16 protein-coding genes and 1 pseudogene are annotated in these 16,483 nt (G+C 69.8%); 11 read left to right on the top strand and 6 right to left on the bottom strand.

Annotated features, from left to right (window positions below):
* Window position 1: 1 nt before the first annotated feature.
* From KXD97_RS28015 to KXD97_RS28005, 3 genes and pseudogenes are all read right to left on the bottom strand, one after another.
* Window positions 2-994, bottom strand: a pseudogene (locus KXD97_RS28015) (acyl-CoA dehydrogenase family protein).
* A complete protein-coding gene (locus KXD97_RS28010; RefSeq protein WP_260754179.1) occupies window positions 991-2,136 on the bottom strand; it encodes an acyl-CoA dehydrogenase family protein in 1,146 nt (381 codons plus the stop codon). Before KXD97_RS28010 ends, KXD97_RS28015 begins: the two are co-directional and overlap by 4 nt.
* Complete coding sequence (locus KXD97_RS28005) at window positions 2,136-2,807, bottom strand: hypothetical protein (RefSeq protein ID WP_260754177.1); 672 nt, start codon at window positions 2,805-2,807, stop codon at window positions 2,136-2,138. The genes KXD97_RS28010 and KXD97_RS28005 overlap by 1 nt, the downstream gene beginning before the upstream one ends.
* Before the next feature lie 113 nt (window positions 2,808-2,920).
* Here KXD97_RS28005 and KXD97_RS28000 point away from each other — a divergent pair, with 113 nt between their 5' ends.
* From KXD97_RS28000 to holA, 3 genes are read left to right on the top strand one after another with little or no spacing between them, the layout of a single operon-like run.
* Window positions 2,921-3,766 carry a ComEA family DNA-binding protein gene (locus KXD97_RS28000; protein WP_260754176.1) on the top strand — a complete coding sequence of 282 codons (846 nt, stop codon included), beginning with the start codon at window positions 2,921-2,923 and terminating at the stop codon, window positions 3,764-3,766.
* A 4-nt stretch (window positions 3,767-3,770) separates the two neighbouring features.
* Complete coding sequence (locus KXD97_RS27995) at window positions 3,771-5,228, top strand: ComEC/Rec2 family competence protein (RefSeq protein ID WP_260754175.1); 1,458 nt, start codon at window positions 3,771-3,773, stop codon at window positions 5,226-5,228.
* 14 nt (window positions 5,229-5,242) lie between these two features.
* Window positions 5,243-6,184 carry a DNA polymerase III subunit delta gene (gene holA / locus KXD97_RS27990; protein WP_260758188.1) on the top strand — a complete coding sequence of 314 codons (942 nt, stop codon included), beginning with the start codon at window positions 5,243-5,245 and terminating at the stop codon, window positions 6,182-6,184.
* Window positions 6,185-6,327: 143 nt separating this feature from the next.
* On the opposite strand, the gene rpsT is transcribed toward holA, so the two are convergent.
* On the bottom strand, window positions 6,328-6,588 hold the full coding sequence (rpsT, locus tag KXD97_RS27985; RefSeq protein ID WP_260754174.1) for a 30S ribosomal protein S20: 261 nt from the start codon (window positions 6,586-6,588) through the stop codon (window positions 6,328-6,330).
* Between the two features lie 197 nt (window positions 6,589-6,785).
* Here rpsT and KXD97_RS27980 point away from each other — a divergent pair, with 197 nt between their 5' ends.
* The 3 genes from KXD97_RS27980 to KXD97_RS27970 are packed head-to-tail and all read left to right on the top strand — an operon-like array spanning window position 6,786 to window position 10,245.
* A complete protein-coding gene (locus KXD97_RS27980; RefSeq protein ID WP_260754173.1) occupies window positions 6,786-8,417 on the top strand; it encodes a circularly permuted type 2 ATP-grasp protein in 1,632 nt (543 codons plus the stop codon).
* 12 nt (window positions 8,418-8,429) lie between these two features.
* On the top strand, window positions 8,430-9,404 hold the full coding sequence (locus KXD97_RS27975) for an alpha-E domain-containing protein (protein ID WP_260754172.1): 975 nt from the start codon (window positions 8,430-8,432) through the stop codon (window positions 9,402-9,404).
* 1 nt (window position 9,405) lies between these two features.
* Window positions 9,406-10,245 (top strand): transglutaminase family protein, encoded by an 840-nt coding sequence (locus KXD97_RS27970; protein ID WP_260754171.1) that lies wholly within the window; start codon window positions 9,406-9,408, stop codon window positions 10,243-10,245.
* Here KXD97_RS27970 and KXD97_RS27965 read toward each other — a convergent pair.
* A complete protein-coding gene (locus KXD97_RS27965) occupies window positions 10,229-11,089 on the bottom strand; it encodes a ribonuclease Z (protein WP_260754169.1) in 861 nt (286 codons plus the stop codon). The genes KXD97_RS27970 and KXD97_RS27965 overlap by 17 nt on opposite strands.
* A 160-nt stretch (window positions 11,090-11,249) precedes the next feature.
* Between KXD97_RS27965 and KXD97_RS27960 the strand changes: the two genes are divergently transcribed.
* On the top strand, window positions 11,250-11,678 hold the full coding sequence (locus KXD97_RS27960) for a CBS domain-containing protein (protein ID WP_260754167.1): 429 nt from the start codon (window positions 11,250-11,252) through the stop codon (window positions 11,676-11,678).
* Window positions 11,679-11,683: 5 nt separating this feature from the next.
* A complete protein-coding gene (locus tag KXD97_RS27955; RefSeq protein ID WP_260754166.1) occupies window positions 11,684-12,292 on the top strand; it encodes a GNAT family N-acetyltransferase in 609 nt (202 codons plus the stop codon).
* A gap of 7 nt (window positions 12,293-12,299) precedes the next feature.
* Here the strand turns inward: KXD97_RS27955 and KXD97_RS27950 are convergent, their stop codons facing one another.
* On the bottom strand, window positions 12,300-12,911 hold the full coding sequence (locus KXD97_RS27950) for a type II toxin-antitoxin system PemK/MazF family toxin (RefSeq protein WP_260754165.1): 612 nt from the start codon (window positions 12,909-12,911) through the stop codon (window positions 12,300-12,302).
* A gap of 60 nt (window positions 12,912-12,971) precedes the next feature.
* On the opposite strand from KXD97_RS27950, the gene lepA reads away from it, so the two are divergent.
* The 3 genes from lepA to KXD97_RS27935 all read left to right on the top strand — a co-directional run bounded on the left by lepA (window position 12,972) and on the right by KXD97_RS27935 (window position 16,482).
* Entirely contained in the window at window positions 12,972-14,876 is a 1,905-nt protein-coding gene (gene lepA / locus KXD97_RS27945; protein ID WP_260758187.1) for a translation elongation factor 4, read from the top strand.
* A 109-nt stretch (window positions 14,877-14,985) separates the two neighbouring features.
* Window positions 14,986-15,726 carry a sensor domain-containing protein gene (locus KXD97_RS27940; protein WP_260754163.1) on the top strand — a complete coding sequence of 247 codons (741 nt, stop codon included), beginning with the start codon at window positions 14,986-14,988 and terminating at the stop codon, window positions 15,724-15,726.
* 30 nt (window positions 15,727-15,756) lie between these two features.
* A complete protein-coding gene (locus tag KXD97_RS27935; RefSeq protein WP_260754162.1) occupies window positions 15,757-16,482 on the top strand; it encodes a sensor domain-containing protein in 726 nt (241 codons plus the stop codon).
* The last annotated feature ends 1 nt before the right edge of the window (window position 16,483 follow it).

Raw genomic sequence — 16,483 nt, 5'->3', positions numbered from 1 at the left:
GCTACGGGGCGATCAGGTTCCACAACGTGTGCGGTCCGGTCTGGGTCGCCATGTCGGTGAGCAGCCCGTCCCAGTGGCGGACCGATCCGAACTCCGAACGCCATGCCAGCGCGGCGCGGGTGAATTCGTGCAGGCGGTGCTCACGGGTGGTGCCGATCGCACCGAGCACCTGGTGGGCGTTCCGCACGACCACCGACGTGGCGTGCCCGGTGCAGGACCGCGCCGCGGCGACCAGGAACTCCACCCGGGGAGAGGACCAGTCGCTGTCGACGGCGACGGCGAGGGCCGCCTCGGTGGCCGACCGGGCCAGCGCGGCCTCGGCGGCGATGTCAGAGATCAGGTGTTGAACTGCCTGGAACTTCGCCAGCGGCCGGCCGAACTGGACACGCGCCGAGGCGTGCTCGATCGACAGTTCCAGCGCACCGTCGAGCGCCGCACAGACCTGGATGGCCCGGGTCAGCGCCGACCTCAATTGCAGCTGTGCGACCAGCCCGGCACCGACACGAACCCCCTGTAGCGACGAGATATCCACTGCCACATCGTCTCTGGGCTCACCGATCAGGTTGGCTCCCGGCGCGATGGTCACCGCTTCGACGGCCACATCGGCGGCCAGCCAGCCGGCGTCGTCCGGCCAGATGACGACCACACGGTCGGCCCGTGACGCCCAGGGCACCGTGCCGGCGGTTCCCGTCCCGTCCAGCACGGCCACCGTCCGCACCGCGGCGTCATACCGGATCCCGGCGGCGTCCAGCACCCAGCCCGCCAGCAGATCGTTCTCCGCCAGCGGTGCCCGCACGCAGTGCCGCACCGCCGCCGACAGCAGTTCGGCGGCCTCGTGCCAGCCGGCGCCACTGCCGCCGGACTCCTCGGGGCCCGTGAGGCGTACCAGGCCCAGCGCGTCGAGCCGGCTTCACAGGTCCTCGTCGGTGCCGTGTTCGGCGAACACGGCGTCCATCATCTCGGCCAGTGCGGGGTCGACCCCGGGCATCGTCATCGGATCCCCAATCCGCGTGCGATGACTCCGCGCAACACCTCGTTCGTGCCGCCGCGCAGGGTGAAGCCGGGACGCTGATCGACCGCCAGGTTCGCCATCGCCGTGAACTGTTGCGGCGCAGCGTCATCCAGCGAGAGGTGGGCGTACTCGGCGATGTCGCCCTCGGTGGTGGTGCCCAGCACCTTGACCACGGCCGCCGCCACGTCCGCGGATTCGTGGCGTTGCAGCGCGCCGGCCACCGCGGACGACATCTGGTGCAGCCCGGCGACCCGGGCCACCAGCCGTCCCAACTCGTCGCTGCGGGAAACCCGTTGTGAGGCGACGGTTTCGGCGCAGGCGTCGAGCAGGACGAACGTCGACAGGAACCGTTCCGGCCCGCTGCGTTCGAAGCTCAGCTCGGAGGTGACCTGTGTCCAGCCTTCGCCGATGGTGCCGAACACCATGTCGTCGGGCACGAAGGCGCCGTCGAGGATCACCTCGTTGAAGTGATGGGAGCCGTTCATCGAGACGATCGGGCGGATCTCGACCCCGTCACCGCGCAGATCGACGATGAACTGGCTCAAACCGGCATGCCGGTGCTGCGGATCCACCGGGGCGGTGCGCGCCAGCGCGATGAACGCGTGCGCCAGGTGGGCCCCCGACGTCCAGACCTTGGTGCCGGACAGCCGCCAGCCGCCGTCGACCCGTTCGGCGCGGGTGCGCACGCTGGCCAGATCTGACCCGGAATCCGGCTCGCTCATCCCGATGCCGAAGAAGCACTGCCCGCGCGCGATCCGGGGCAGGAACTCGGTCTTCTGCGCCTCGGTTCCGTACTTGAGCAGCGACGGCACGATCTGCCGGTCGGCGATCCAGTGTGCGGCCACCGGCGCTCCGGCGGCAAGCAATTCCTCGGTGACGACAAACCGTTCCAGGAAGCTGCGGCCGTGCCCGCCGTAGTCGACCGGGACGGTCATGCCGAGCCAGCCGCGCGCGGCGAGCGCGGCGGTGAAGTTCTCGTCCCATGCGCACAACCACGCGTCCGCGGTCGGGGTGAACGCGCCGGCGGCGAGCTGTTCGGCGAGGAACGCGCGGACCTCGGCGCGCAGACTGTCGGCCGCGGCGGTGTCGGCGGTGCAGGGCGGCACCAGGCGGGGCGGGGCCATCAGTCCACCGGGGTCTCGTCGGCGGGTGCCGACTGTGCGGCCGGTGCGGACGGTTCGGCGGGTGCGTCGACGGGCGCAGCCGCAGACGCGGGCAGGACAAGCGCGACGCCGAGAGCGAGGAAGAAGGCGGCGGTCAGGGTTCCTCCCAGATAGTGGTTCATCGGGCCGCCGGGGGAGATGAAGCTGCCGGGCGGGCCGATGATGGTGATCGTCTCGATCATCTGTTCCACCGTGAACACCGCTGCGGCGGTTCCCAGCCAGCGGGGGAGACGGCCCTCGTTGGCGGTCAACAGGATCGGGACGGCCACCAGGATGTTGGCGATCGTGACGACCGGCAGCCACATCGCCCCGATGTCGTCGAGGGCGCGCGCGGTGCCGGCGGTGACCTGACCGGGCCTCAGTTCGGGCCCGGCGGCGAACCACGCCGCCACGCACAGCTGGGCGGCCAGCAGTGCCGATCCGATGGTGAACAGATGCGCGGGCGGACCCGTCAGCCGGTCCCGGGCGAAGGCGAGTACCACGACCAGTGTGAGCGCCGAGGCCACCAGCAGCAGGGCCTCGATCCGGGCGACGCCGGCGTCGGGGCCGGGCATGGCGGGGAGCAGCAGCACAGCCGTCGCGTAGAGCACCGCGAACGCCACACCTGCGATCAACGGGGCTCGGCGGTTCATATCGAAGAGCAATGCTAGCCACCGTTGTCCCCAAAGCGGAGTTCATCCCCAGGTTGGTCCCAACGCCCCCGCATCGGCGCAGTGCTGTCGCCACGGGCGCATACGGTCGCGCCATGTCCACCGAAACGCCCGCCGAGCGGCTGCGACGGCGGATCGGCGCCGCGCAGGACGCCGCCGCTCCCGACGCTGCTCCCGACGCCGAGGACGACGCCGAGGACGACGACGATCCGCCCGACACGCTGCTGTCACGGTGGTTGCCCGCAGCGGCGCAGGACGGGCCGTCGACGCTGCTGGCGAGGATCCGCGCCGATCCCGGCCGGGCCGGGGTCCTGGCGCTCTTCGTCGTCGGTGTGGCCGCGGTGCTGGTCACCGTCGTGACCCTGATCCGGGACAGTCCACCGGCGGTGGTGTCGGCCAAACTCCCGCCGGTGAAAATGGTGTCCTCGGCCGCCCCCACCGCGGGGCCGGCGTCACCCGGGCCCGCCGAACCTGTGGTGGTCAGCGTGGTGGGTCTGGTGCACACCCCGGGTCTGGTGACCCTGAAGCCGGGCGCCAGGATCGCCGACGCGGTGGATGCGGCCGGCGGGGCCCTCGACGGCGCCGACGTGCTCGGGCTGAACATGGCGCGCAGGGTCGCCGACGGCGAACAGATCGTGGTCGGGATCGCTGCGGCGCCCGGTCAGCCGGCCGAGATGGGCAGCTCGATCGTGTCCGAGCCCTCCTCGCCGGGGACGCCGTCCGCCCGCGAATCCGGTTCGGCAACAACGGGATTGGTCGACCTGAACACGGCCACCGCCGAGCAACTCGACACCCTGCCGGGCATTGGTCCGGTCACCGCGGCGGCGATCATCGCGTGGCGCGACGCCAACGGCCGGTTCGACAGCGTTGATCAACTCGGCGACGTCGACGGCATCGGCCCGGCGCGGCTGGACAAGCTGCGCACGCTGGTCCGGGTGTGACCCGGTGGACCTGCGCCTGGTGCCGGCCGCGCTGACCAGTTGGGCGGTCACGGCGGCGGGGATCCTGTGGCTCCAGGCGGGTGCGGCGGCTGCCGCGGTGGCCGCGGTCGGGGCCGCCTTCGCCGCCGGCTGGTGGGGGACCCGGCGGGCGGGCGGCGACCGGAAGCCGATCGCGGCCGGGGTGGCCGCGGTGGCGCTGGTCGGCGGCGGATTCGGGGTCGCGATCGCGGTCCGCGTCGACGCCGTGGCCGGCCATCCGATCACGCGCTACATGGGCTCGGACGTCACGGTGACCGTGACGCCGTCGGAGACACCGCGGTTGCTGGAGGGAGGCCGCACGCTGATCCGCGGCGCGCTGGTGCAGCTCGACGGCGGCCCGTCCTCGGGCGATGTGGTGGTGTTCGCGTCCGGCGCGGCCTATGCGAGCCTCACGGCCGGGCAGCCTGCGCGGTTCCGCGCGCGAGTCAGCGCTCCGAAGCGCCGCGACCTCACCGTGGCGGTGCTGGCGGCGCACGGTGCGCCGGTGGTGGGCGAGGCAGCGCCGATCCACCGGTCGGCTCACCGGCTGCGCGCCGGGTTCGCCGCCGCCGCGCGCCTGGCGTTGCCGCCCGACCAGGCCGCAATGCTGCCGGCGCTGGTGCTCGGCGACATGTCCGCGGTCCCGGCGCAGACCGCCGCGGAGTTCCGGGCCGCCGGGCTCACACATCTGACCGCGGTGTCGGGTGCGAACGTGACGATCGTGTGCGGGGCGGTGCTGTTGTCGGCCGCGCTGATCGGACCGCGGGCCGCGGTCGCTCTCGCCGCGCTCGCACTCGTCGCGTTCGTCGTGGTCGTGCAACCCTCGCCCAGCGTGCTGCGGGCCGCCCTGATGGGCGCCATCACGTTGTTGGCGGTGCTGTCGCACCGGCGCAGACAGGCCGTGCCCGCGCTGGCGGCCACGGTGATCGCGTTGATGGTCGGCGCGCCCAGGCTCGCCGTGGACGCCGGGTTCGCGCTGTCGGTGTCGGCCACTGCCGCGTTGGTCGTCCTCGCGCCGGCATGGTCACAGCGCCTGGCCGGGCGGGGCTGGCCGAAGCCCCTCGCCGACGCGGTCAGCGTCGCCGTCGCCGCGCAACTGGTCACAGCGCCGCTGATCGCCGGCATCTCGGGTTCGGTGAGCCTGGTCGCAGTGGTTGCGAATCTGGTCGTGGCGCCGGTGATCCCGCCGATCACCGTGCTGGGGTCGGCCGCGGCGGCGCTGAGCCCGCTGTGGCCGCCGGGAGCGGAGTTGTTGATCCGCTTCACCGGTCCGGAGGTGTGGTGGTTGCTGGCGGTGGCGCGGTGTGCCGCGCGGTTGCCGGCCGCCGCGGTGGCCGTTCCGTCCGGCGCGGGCGGGGTGCTGTGTGTGGCGGTGGCGGCCGTCGTCGTTGCGGTGGTGTGGCATTGGGCGCTGTCGGCGCGACGTGACACCATCGTGCGGTGAGTGAGTTGACGGGGCTGCACCTGGTTCTGGGTGACGAGGAACTTCTGGTCGAGCGCGCCGTCGGTGCGGTGCTGGGGGCCGCCCGCGCCGCCGCAGGCACCGCCGACGTCCCGGTCGACCGGTTGCGTGCCGGGGAGGTCAGTGTCAGTGAGCTCGCCGAGCTGCTCAGCCCGTCGCTGTTCGCCGATGAACGGGTCGTGGTGCTGGAGGCGGCCGCCGAGGCCGGCAAGGACGCGGTGGCGCTGATCCAGGATGCCGCCGCCGATCTGCCTCCCGGCACCCTGCTGGTGGTGCTGCACTCCGGCGGCGGCCGGGCCAAGACGCTGGCCGAGCAGCTCAAGAAACTCGGCGCCGAGGTGCATGCCTGCGCGCGGATCACCAAGGCCGCCGAGCGCGCCGACTTCGTCCGCAAGGAGTTCCGGGCGCTGCGCGTCAAGGTCGACGACGCGGCGGTGACCGCCGTGCTGGACGCGGTCGGGTCGGACATCCGCGAGCTGGCGTCGGCGTGCTCGCAGCTCGTCGCCGACACCGGAGGCGCGGTCGATGCCGCGGCCGTCCGCCGCTACCACTCCGGGCGGGCGGAGGTGAAAGGTTTCGACATCGCCGACAAGGCGGTCGTGGGTGACGTGGCCGGCGCCGCGGAGGCGTTGCGCTGGGCGATGATGGCCGGCGAGCCGCACGTGGTGCTCGCCGATGCGCTGGCCGAGGCCGTGCACACCATCGCACGGGTCGCGCCGCTGTCCGGCGACCCGTACCGGCTGGCCGGTGAACTCGGCATGCCGCCGTGGCGGGTCCAGAAAGCACAGAAACAGGCGCGACGGTGGTCGCGGGAGTCGGTGGCGCAGGCCGTTCGGCTGGTGGCCGCGCTGAACGCCGACGTCAAGGGCGCGGCCGCCGACGCCGACTACGCGCTGGAGAGGGCAGTCCGCTCGGTCGCCGAGCTGGTCAGCGACTGAGCTGACCGGGACCCGGGCTCAGCTGTGGGCGCGGGTCGACCGGCCGAGGAAACCGTTCAGCCACCGGGCGGCGTGTGCCGGCCAGTGGCTGAAGCGAGAGGAAAGTCGAAATCCGGCAGGAGCCGGGAGATCGAGTGCGGGGCTCAGATCTTGTTGAGGGCCCTGGCCAGCGCCGACTTACGGTTGGCGGCCTGGTTCTTGTGGATCACGCCTTTGCTGGCGGCCTTGTCCAGCTTGCGGCTGGTCGCGACCAGCAGCTCGCCGGCCTTGTCCTTGTCGCCGGCATCAACAGCCGCACGGAATCCGCGGACCGCCGTGTGAAGCGACGACTTCACCGACTTGTTGCGCAGTCTGCGGCGCTCGTTGGTGCGGTTCCGCTTCTCCTGCGACTTGATGTTGGCCACGCGTGTATTCCTTCTAAATCTCGACTGGGTTACTTGAGTCTGTGGGCGCCCGTCCTGGGGCAGCGACTGTTCAGGGTAGCAGCGAGTGGGTAAATGTCCCAAAGCGAGCTCCGCTGGCCTGCTGAAACGGCCGGAATGCTGCAGCATGGCATTCGAATGCTCGCGCAACGTGCGTCCGGCAAAGAATAGGGGACATCTTGGCGACCGACACGGTACGAACGACCCGTACCGCCGCGAAACCGGCGAAGCGGCACGACGGCATCTTCGGTGGCTACAACCAGCTTGGTTCCTACGTCAAGGCGTTCGACGAGATGTTCGACGCGCAGGGCAACGTTCGCGGCCCGTACAAGGGCATCCACAAGGAACTCGCCCCGTCGGACGTCGCCGACCTGGAGGCCCGCTCCGACGCACTGGGCCGGGCGTTCATCGACCAGGGCATCACGTTTTCGCTGTCCGGTCAGGAGCGGCCGTTCCCGCTGGACCTGGTGCCGCGGGTGATCTCCGCGGCCGAGTGGACGCGCCTGGAACGCGGCATCCGGCAGCGGGTGCAGGCACTGGAGATGTATCTGGACGACATCTACGGCGAGCAGGAGATCCTGCGCGACGGTGTCATCCCGCGTCGGCTGGTGACCTCGTGCGAGCACTTCCACCGCGAGGCCGTCGGCATCGTCCCGCCCAACGGGGTGCGCATCCACGTCGCCGGGATCGACCTGATCCGCGACGACCAGGGCAACTTCCGGGTGCTGGAGGACAACCTGCGGTCGCCGTCGGGTGTCTCCTACGTGATGGAGAACCGCCGCACCATGGCGCGCGTGTTCCCCAACCTGTTCGCCACCCACCGGGTACGCGCGGTCGGCGACTACTCGTCGCACCTGCTGCGGGCGCTGCGCAACGCCGCGGCCAACAACGTCGCCGACCCGACGGTGGTCGTGCTGACCCCCGGCGTCTACAACTCCGCGTACTTCGAGCATTCGCTGTTGGCCCGGCAGATGGGCGTGGAGCTGGTGGAGGGCCGCGACCTGTTCTGCCGCGACAACGCCGTCTATATGCGCACCACCGAGGGTGAACGCCAGGTCGACGTGATCTACCGCCGTATCGACGACGACTACCTGGACCCGATGCAGTTCAAGCCGGACTCGGTGCTCGGCGTCGCCGGCATCCTCAACGCCGCCCGGGCCGGCAATGTGGTGATCTCCAGCGCGGTCGGCAACGGGGTCGGCGACGACAAGCTCGTGTATACGTACGTGCCGACGATCATCGAGTACTACCTGGGGGAGAAGCCGCTGCTGGCCAACGTCGACACCTTCCGCTGCTGGCTCGACGACGAACGCGAAGAAGTCCTGGACCGCATCGACGAGCTGGTGATCAAACCGGTGGAGGGTTCGGGCGGCTACGGCATCGTGTTCGGTCCGGACGCGTCGGAGAAGGAGCTGGCCACGATCACCAAGAAGATCACCGCCGACCCCCGCGGCTGGATCGCCCAGCCGGTCATGCAGTTGTCCACGGTGCCGACCCAGATCGGTGACAAGCTGGCGCCGCGCCACGTGGACCTGCGCCCGTTCGCGGTCAACGACGGCGACGAGGTGTGGGTGCTGCCCGGCGGGCTGACCAGGGTCGCGCTGCCCGAGGGGTCGCTGGTGGTGAACTCCAGCCAGGGCGGCGGATCCAAGGACACCTGGGTGCTGGCGTCGCGAACTTCGGCCGCCGACCGCGAGCTCGGCGCCGCCGAGGTGGTGCGCTCGCTGCCGAAGGCGGCCACCGGGAAGGGCGTCAGCAAGAGCGGCAAGGCCGACAGCACCCAGGATCAACAGCAACAGCAACAGCAGTAGGGGGCGATTCGATTGTTGGCGCGGAACGCGGAATCGCTGTACTGGATCGGCCGCTACGTCGAGCGGGCCGACGACACCGCCCGGATCCTCGACGTCACGGTGCACCAGCTGCTCGAAGACTCCAGTGTCGACCCCGACCAGGCGTCGCGCACCCTGCTGCGCGTGCTGGGCATCGACCCTCCCGAGCAGTCCCTGGATGTGTGGTCGCTGACCGACATCGTCGCGTTCAGCCGGGAGACCGACGGTGCCTGCTCGATCGTCGAGGCCATCTCGGCGGCTCGCGAGAATGCCCGGGGCGCACGGGAAGTGACGTCCACCGAGATCTGGGAGTGCCTGAACACCACCTATAACGCCCTGGCCGAGCGGGAACGCGCGGCCAAACGCCTGGGCCCGCACGAATTCCTGTCCTACGTGGAGGGCCGGGCGGCGATGTTCGCCGGCCTGGCCGATTCCACCCTCAGCCGCGACGACGGCTACCGGTTCATGGTGCTCGGCCGAGCGCTGGAACGGGTCGATATGACCGTGCGTCTGCTGCTGTCCCGGGTCGGGGACAGCGCGTCGTCCCCGGCCTGGGTCACCCTGCTGCGGTCGGCCGGCGCCCACGACACCTACCTGCGGACCTACCGAGGTGTGCTCGACGCGGGCCGGGTGGTCGAGTTCATGTTGCTCGACCGGCTCTTCCCGCGGTCGATCTTCTTCTCGCTGCGCCTGGCCGAGCACAGCCTCGACGAGCTGATGAACCGGCCGCACAACCGGCTCGGCGCCACCGCCGAGGCGCAGCGACTGCTCGGTAGGGCGCGCAGTGAGCTGGAGTTCCTTCAGCCGGGCGCTCTGCTCGACTCGCTGGAACAGCGGCTGGCCAATCTGCAGAAGACCTGCTTCGACGTGGGAGAAGCGTTGGCGCTGCAGTACTTTCACTCCGCTCCGTGGGTGGCGTGGACGGACGCGGGCCGCAACGCGTTGGTGATCGAAGAAGGGGAGATCTGATATGTGGCGCATGCGCGTGGTGCATTCGACCGGCTATGCCTACAAGTCGCCGGTCACCGCGTCGTTCAACGAAGTGCGGTTGACCCCGCGTTCGGACTCCCGGCAGAACGTGATCCTCAACCGGGTGGAGACGGTGCCCGCGACGCGGTCCTACCGCTACGTCGACTACTGGGGCACCGCGGTGACGGCCTTCGACCTGCACGCTCCGCACACCGAACTCGAGGTCACCGCGTCCTCGGTGGTGGAGACGGACACCCCCGAGGAGCCCGAGACCAAGGTGACCTGGACCGATCTCGCCTCCGAGGCGGTGATCGACAAGTACGACGAGGTGCTCGCCCCGACGCACTATGTGCCGTCGAGCAAGCGCATCGAACGGGTCGGCCGGCGTATCGCGAAGTACCACGAACCGGCCGAGGCGGTGATCGAGGCCGCCCGCTGGGTGCAGGGTGAAGTGAAGTACGTCCCGGGCACCACCGGGGTGCACACCTCGGGTGTCGACGCGCTGCGCGAGGGCAAGGGCGTGTGCCAGGACTTCGCCCATCTGACGCTGATGCTGTTGCGCGGCATGGGGATTCCGTCGCGGTACGTGTCGGGTTACCTGCATCCTGCGCGCGACGCGAAGATCGGCGACACCGTCGACGGGCAGAGCCACGCCTGGATTCAGGCCTGGACGGGACAGTGGTGGCACTACGACCCCACCAACGACGCCGAGATCAACGAGCAGTACATCAGCGTCGGGGTGGGCCGCGACTATTCGGACGTCACCCCGCTCAAGGGCATCTACTCCGGCGAGGGGTCCACCGACCTCGACGTCATCGTCGAGATCACCCGGCTGGCCTAGCAGCCACTCCCGGGTGGACCTCCACTCGGTGCAGGTCGTCGCCGATCTCGATCTGGCGGTCGAACTTCGACGCCGCCAGCGCGCGCCACTCCTCCTCCTGGCCGGGCTGCGGCGCCGGCACGTAGTGGGTGAAGATCAGGATGCCGACTCCGGCGCGGGACGCGGTCTCGGCGGCCTGCTCCACCGACGAGTGGTAGTCACAGATGTCCCGGATCCGTTGCATCGGCAACGCGTGGACCAGGTCGGGCCGAATCACGGTGTGTACCAGCGCTCCTGCGCCGGCGGCAAGTTCGTCGAGGCCTCGGCACGGCACCGTGTCGTCGGCGAGCACGACCGAGGCGCCGTGGTGTTCGATGCGGAAGCCGACGGTCGGAGCCACCGGACGGTGGTCGGTCGGGCCAACGCTGATCTGGACCTCGTCGCGGCCCCACACCACCCCGCCTGTCACCTCCTCCACCTCGACCTGCGGTGGTGCGGTCAGGTCGGCGTGATGGGCGATGCGGTAACCGATGTCGAAGCTAAACGCCTTGAGCATGTTCTCGACGACCTCGGCGGTGCCGGGCGGTCCGATGATGGGCAGCGGCGGCAGGTCGGGGGCGAAGTTCGACACCCACCGGCTGATCAGGACGTCACCGAGGTCGGCGATGTGGTCGCTGTGCAGGTGGGTCAGCAGCAGCGCGGTGATGGCGTTGGCGCCGACGCCGACGGCGGCCGCGCGTTGGAGCACCCCGCGGCCGCAGTCGATCAGGAATGTCTGCCCGCCGGCGCGCACGAGGGTCGACGGGCCGGCGCGCCGGGCGTCGGGGATCGGGCTTCCGGTGCCCAGCAGGGTGACTTCGATCATGAGCCAGAACGTACCTGCGGGCCCCGCCGAGCGGTGAGATATCGGTGAACCGCGGTGAAAAATCGTGCCACACAGGGTGATTGGACAGGGCAGCGGAACTGCTCCGCGGCCTGGGCGCGCGAGGTACCCTGATGTGAGCTACGTCACCAGGGGGTAGTCGATGCGGATTTCCGACGTGCTGCGAAACAAGGGCTCGGCCGTGGCCACGATCACGCCCGAGACGTCGGTGGCCGGCCTGCTGACCGAGCTGTCGGTGCACAACATCGGGGCGATGGTCGTGGTGTCGCCCGACGGGCTGCTCGGCATCGTCTCCGAGCGCGACGTCGTCCGTAAACTCCATGACGTGGGTGCTGACCTGTTGCGCCGCCCGGTGTCGGAGATCATGACGTCGATGGTGGCCACCTGTACACCGGAGGATTCCGTGGACAGCCTGAGCGCGCTGATGACCAACAACCGCGTTCGGCATGTCCCCGTGGTGGTGGACGGCCGGCTGGCCGGGATCGTCAGCATCGGGGACGTGGTGAAGACCCGGATGGAGGAACTCGAGCGCGAGCACGAGCACCTTCAGGCCTACATCACCCAGGGTTGACGCCGGTGCCCGGAATCGAGGTCCGCTTCGCGCAGAAGCCGGACGTCAAGGCTTTGGCGCGGGTGCTCGGCCGGGCGTTCTTCGACGATCCGGTGATGATGTGGATGGTGCCCGACGACGCCAAACGCGCCAAAGCCCTGCCGCGGGTGTTCGGCGCGATGACACGGCACCACTTCCTGGGCGGCGACGCGGTCGAGGTGTCGTCCTGGGCCGGCGCGCTGGGCGCGGCGGCGCTGTGGGACCCGCCCGGACGGTGGAAGCAGACCCCGCGGGAGGAACTGCGGATGATGCCGGCGTTCCTGCTGGCGATGGGTCGGTATGTGGGCCGTGGCCAGGGCGTCGCCGACCTGATGAAGGAGCACCATCCGGAAGAGCCGCACTGGTACCTCGGCGTGATCGGTTCCGACCCGGACATGCGCGGCGCCGGCCTCGGGCACGCGCTGATGCGGTCCCGGCTGGACCGCTGCGACGCCGAGGGCGCGCCCGCCTATCTGGAGTCCACCAAAGAATCCAACGTGCCGTACTACCTGCGGTTCGGTTTCGAGGTGACCGGTGAGCTCACCGTGCCCGGCGGTGGGCCGACGATGTGGCAGATGTGGCGGCGTCCGCAGTAGTGCCGGCTCAGCTCCAGGAGTAGTCGGCGCGCAGCCGCGCCGCGACGACCTCGAACACCCGGCGTTCCAGAATCGCGCCCTCCCGTCGGATGCCCTCCTCGGGCACGTCGAGCACCCGGTCGAGACGGACCCAGCTGGGTCTTCCGTCGTAGTCCCAGGTGCCGCTGCCGATGCCCACCCAGTTCGGCTGGTCGCGGTGATGGTCCTGGCTGGACAGCATCAGCCCGAACAGGATGTTGCGGTCGCGGCCGACGACGAGGACCGGACGGTCCTTGCCGCGGTTCGGATCGTCCTCGAAGGCCACCCAGGTCCAGACGATCTCACCGGGATCGGCGCGGCCGTCCAGGTCGGGCGCATAGGACACCCGCCGGGCGCGCTGGGCGGTCGGGACGAACCGGCTGGACACCGGCCGCCCCGCGGGCAGTGCGGGCGGGGCGGACTCAGCCGGTCCGGACAGCACGTCCAGTCCGATGCGGATGCCCTGCTGGATGCCGCGCTGCAATGTCTCCGATTTCTGCAGCTGGCGAACGAGTTTGGGGGCCTCGTTGAACACGAGGTTCTCGGTGCCTTTCACCAGGAGACGCTGGAACGCCTTCAGATACGACGACGAGGACGCCATACCCGCCAAGCATAGGTGGTGCATGACGGCCCGATCGGGGCTCGATTGGGCCGCGGGGGCCTGCTCTCGATACTCTGGAAGGGCCGGTTTCGGCTGCCACACCCCGCTCACCAGGAGATTCCCATCAGCAGTTTCGCTGACAAGACGTTCACTGCGCCGGCGCAGATTCGGAACTTCTGCATCATCGCTCACATCGACCACGGCAAGTCCACCCTGGCCGACCGGATGCTGCAGCTCACCGGCGTCGTCGACGAGCGCTCGATGCGGGCCCAGTACCTGGACCGGATGGACATCGAGCGCGAGCGCGGCATCACCATCAAGGCGCAGAACGTGCGCTTGCCGTGGGAGGTCGACGGTGAGCAGTTCGTTTTGCATCTGATCGACACCCCCGGCCATGTCGATTTCACCTACGAGGTGTCCCGCGCGCTGGAGGCCTGCGAGGGCGCGGTGCTGCTGGTCGACGCCGCCCAGGGCATCGAGGCGCAGACGCTGGCCAATCTGTACCTGGCGCTGGACCGGGACCTGACGATCATCCCGGTGCTGAACAAGATCGACCTGCCCGCCGCCGATCCCGACCGGTATGCCGCCGAGATCGCCCACATCATCGGGTGCGAGCCCGAGGATGTGCTGCGGGTGTCGGGCAAGACGGGTGCGGGCGTGGCCGACCTGCTCGACCACGTGGTGCGCGAGATCCCGCCGCCGCAGGGCGACCCCGACGCGCCCGCGCGCGCGATGATCTTCGACTCGGTGTACGACATCTACCGCGGCGTCGTCACCTACGTGCGGGTGGTCGACGGGAAGATCACCCCGCGCGAGCGCATCGCGATGATGTCCACCGGCGCCACCCACGAACTGCTTGAGGTCGGCATCGTCTCACCCGAACCCAAGGCCTCCGACGGGCTCGGAGTCGGGGAGGTGGGCTACCTCATCACCGGCGTGAAGGACGTCCGCCAGTCCAAGGTCGGCGACACGGTGACGAGGGCCCGCAACGGCGCCAAGGAGGCGCTGACGGGCTACCGCGAGCCCAAGCCGATGGTCTATTCGGGCCTGTACCCGGTGGACGGGTCGGATTACCCGGTGCTGCGCGAAGCGCTGGACAAGCTGCAACTCAACGACGCGGCGCTGACGTACGAACCCGAGACCTCGGTGGCGCTCGGGTTCGGGTTCCGCTGCGGGTTCCTCGGGCTGCTGCACATGGAGATCACCCGGGAGAGGCTCGAACGTGAGTTCAACCTCGACCTGATCTCGACCGCGCCGAACGTCGTCTACCGCGTGATCAAAGACGACGGCACCGAGATCATCGTCACGAACCCGTCGGACTGGCCCGAAGGCAAGGTCCGGTCGGTGTTCGAGCCGGTGGTCAAGACCACGGTGATCGCGCCGAGCGAGTTCATCGGCACCATCATGGAACTGTGCCAGTCCCGGCGCGGCGAGCTCGGCGGCATGGACTACCTGTCGCCCGAACGCGTCGAGCTGCGCTACACCATGCCGCTCGGCGAGATCATCTTCGACTTCTTCGACTCGCTGAAGTCCCGCACCCGCGGCTACGCCAGCCTGGACTATGAGGAGGCCGGAGAGCAGGAGGCCGACCTGGTCAAGGTCGACATCCTGCTGCAGGGCGAGGCCGTCGACGCGTTTTCGGCGATTGTTCACAAGGACGGCGCGTCGGCGTACGGCAACAAGATGACCACCAAGCTCAAGGAACTGATTCCGCGGCAGCAGTTCGAGGTGCCGGTGCAGGCCGCCATCGGATCGAGAATCATTGCGCGCGAGAACATTCGGGCCATCCGCAAGGACGTGCTCTCCAAGTGCTACGGCGGTGACATCACCCGTAAGCGCAAGCTGCTGGAAAAGCAGAAGGAAGGCAAGAAGCGGATGAAGACCATCGGCCGCGTCGACGTGCCGCAGGAGGCGTTCGTCGCCGCGCTGTCCACCGAGGCAGGCGCGGACAAGCCGAAGAAGTGACGCGCGCGGGTCTGCATGGCCGGGCCCCGACTGTCAACGGCTGCCTCTGATACGGCGTCCATCTCCCGAACCGGTCGCGCGGCCGCGCTGGGCGTGCTATCGAAGGGGGATGGCGATGCGGGTGGCGGGGGCGCTGGGGGCGGCGTGCGTGGCTGTCACACTGTCGGGTTGTGCAGGTGTTCCCGTCGACGAGCGCCCCACGGTGCGCTTCGCCGAGGCCGCACAGCCCTCGCCCGCGCGGCCGCTTGGACAGCTCCTGCCCACCGCGCAGGAGTTGTCCGCGCTGCTGGCCACCGGTCCGAACGGTCTGCTTGGCCGGCCGGTCGAGGGGAACGCCGACGTGCTGTTGCGCAGCGTCGCCGATGCGCAGGTGACGCCCGCGGAGTGCGTGAGCGCCGCTTACCGCATGCAGAAGGTCGTCTACGACACCAGCCCGGTACAGTCGGTGGCCAGCAACACCTGGGCCGGTGGCGGTTTCGACGCACCGCCGGTGTCGGGGTTCTTCGGTGTCGTGCAGATGGCGGATCCTGTTGCCGCCCAAACTTTTTTCGCGTCGCTCACCGCACAGTGGCGGCGCTGTGACGGGCGGACCGTCGCGTTGCAGTCCTCGGTGCCGGGCGGCGGCGAGATGAGCCGGATCACCGGAGTCTCGTTCGGCGAACGCGTGGTCTCGGCGAGTGTGCTCCATGCCTCGGGTGGCACCGAGTCCCCGACGGGCGTGCGGGCCGTCGGGCTGGCCGGCGACTGCATCGTCGAGGTCGAGCTCGTCGACCCGCGCGCCGCGGCGGACGCTCGGCCGGCGGTCGCGGTCGCCGACGTCATTCTCGACAAGATCGTCGCGGCCCGCTGAACCCGCGCCGCAGTGGGCCGACCGGCGGTGATGGCCGACAATAATCGTGTGAACAATCTCGGCGCGATTCCTCGTGCCTGCGCTGCAGGTGTCGCCATCGCGCTCTCGGTGCTGCTGACCGGGTGCGTGAGCAGCGTGGACGGAACCGCGGTGCGTGGCCGCGGCGCGGCGCCGCTGAATGTGCCACCCCTCGAAGAGGCCAAGCTGGACGACGTGCTCTTGACCGTCGAGGAGTTGAACGCGATCGTCGGCTCGACCCGGATGAAGGTCACCAGCGAACTCGAGGAGATGACCGACCACTCGGCCGAGGTGTCGGATCCGGCGTGCCTTGGCGCGGTGTACGGCGCGGAGGCGCCGGTGTATCAAGGCACCGGCTGGACGGCGATGCGCGACCAGGTCGCCCGCGAACCCGACGACGACAACGACCACTGGGTGGAGCAGACGGCCGTGCTGTACCCGGCGGCAGGCAACGCGCGGCAGTTCTTCGACCACTCGTCGGCGACGTGGCAGGAGTGCGCCAATGCCGCGATCACGGTTGGGGACGGCGACTACCTGTGGGAGCTCGACGATGTCGAGGCCGGTGACACGCTGATCACCCAGCTGACCACCCAGGAGGGCGCCGACGGGTGGGCCTGCCAGCATGCGTTGTCGGTGGTGTCCAACCTGACCGCCGAGGTGTGGGCCTGCGGCTACAGCATCACCGACGAGGCCGCCGAGATCGCGAGCGCGATGGTCGAGAACGCCGCGGCCAGGTAGC

The sequence above is a fragment of the Mycobacterium sp. SMC-8 genome (assembly GCF_025263565.1).
Classification (GTDB): domain Bacteria; phylum Actinomycetota; class Actinomycetes; order Mycobacteriales; family Mycobacteriaceae; genus Mycobacterium.
The sequence above is the reverse complement of the archived record's forward strand: the minus strand, read 5'-3'. Positions and strand labels throughout refer to the sequence as shown.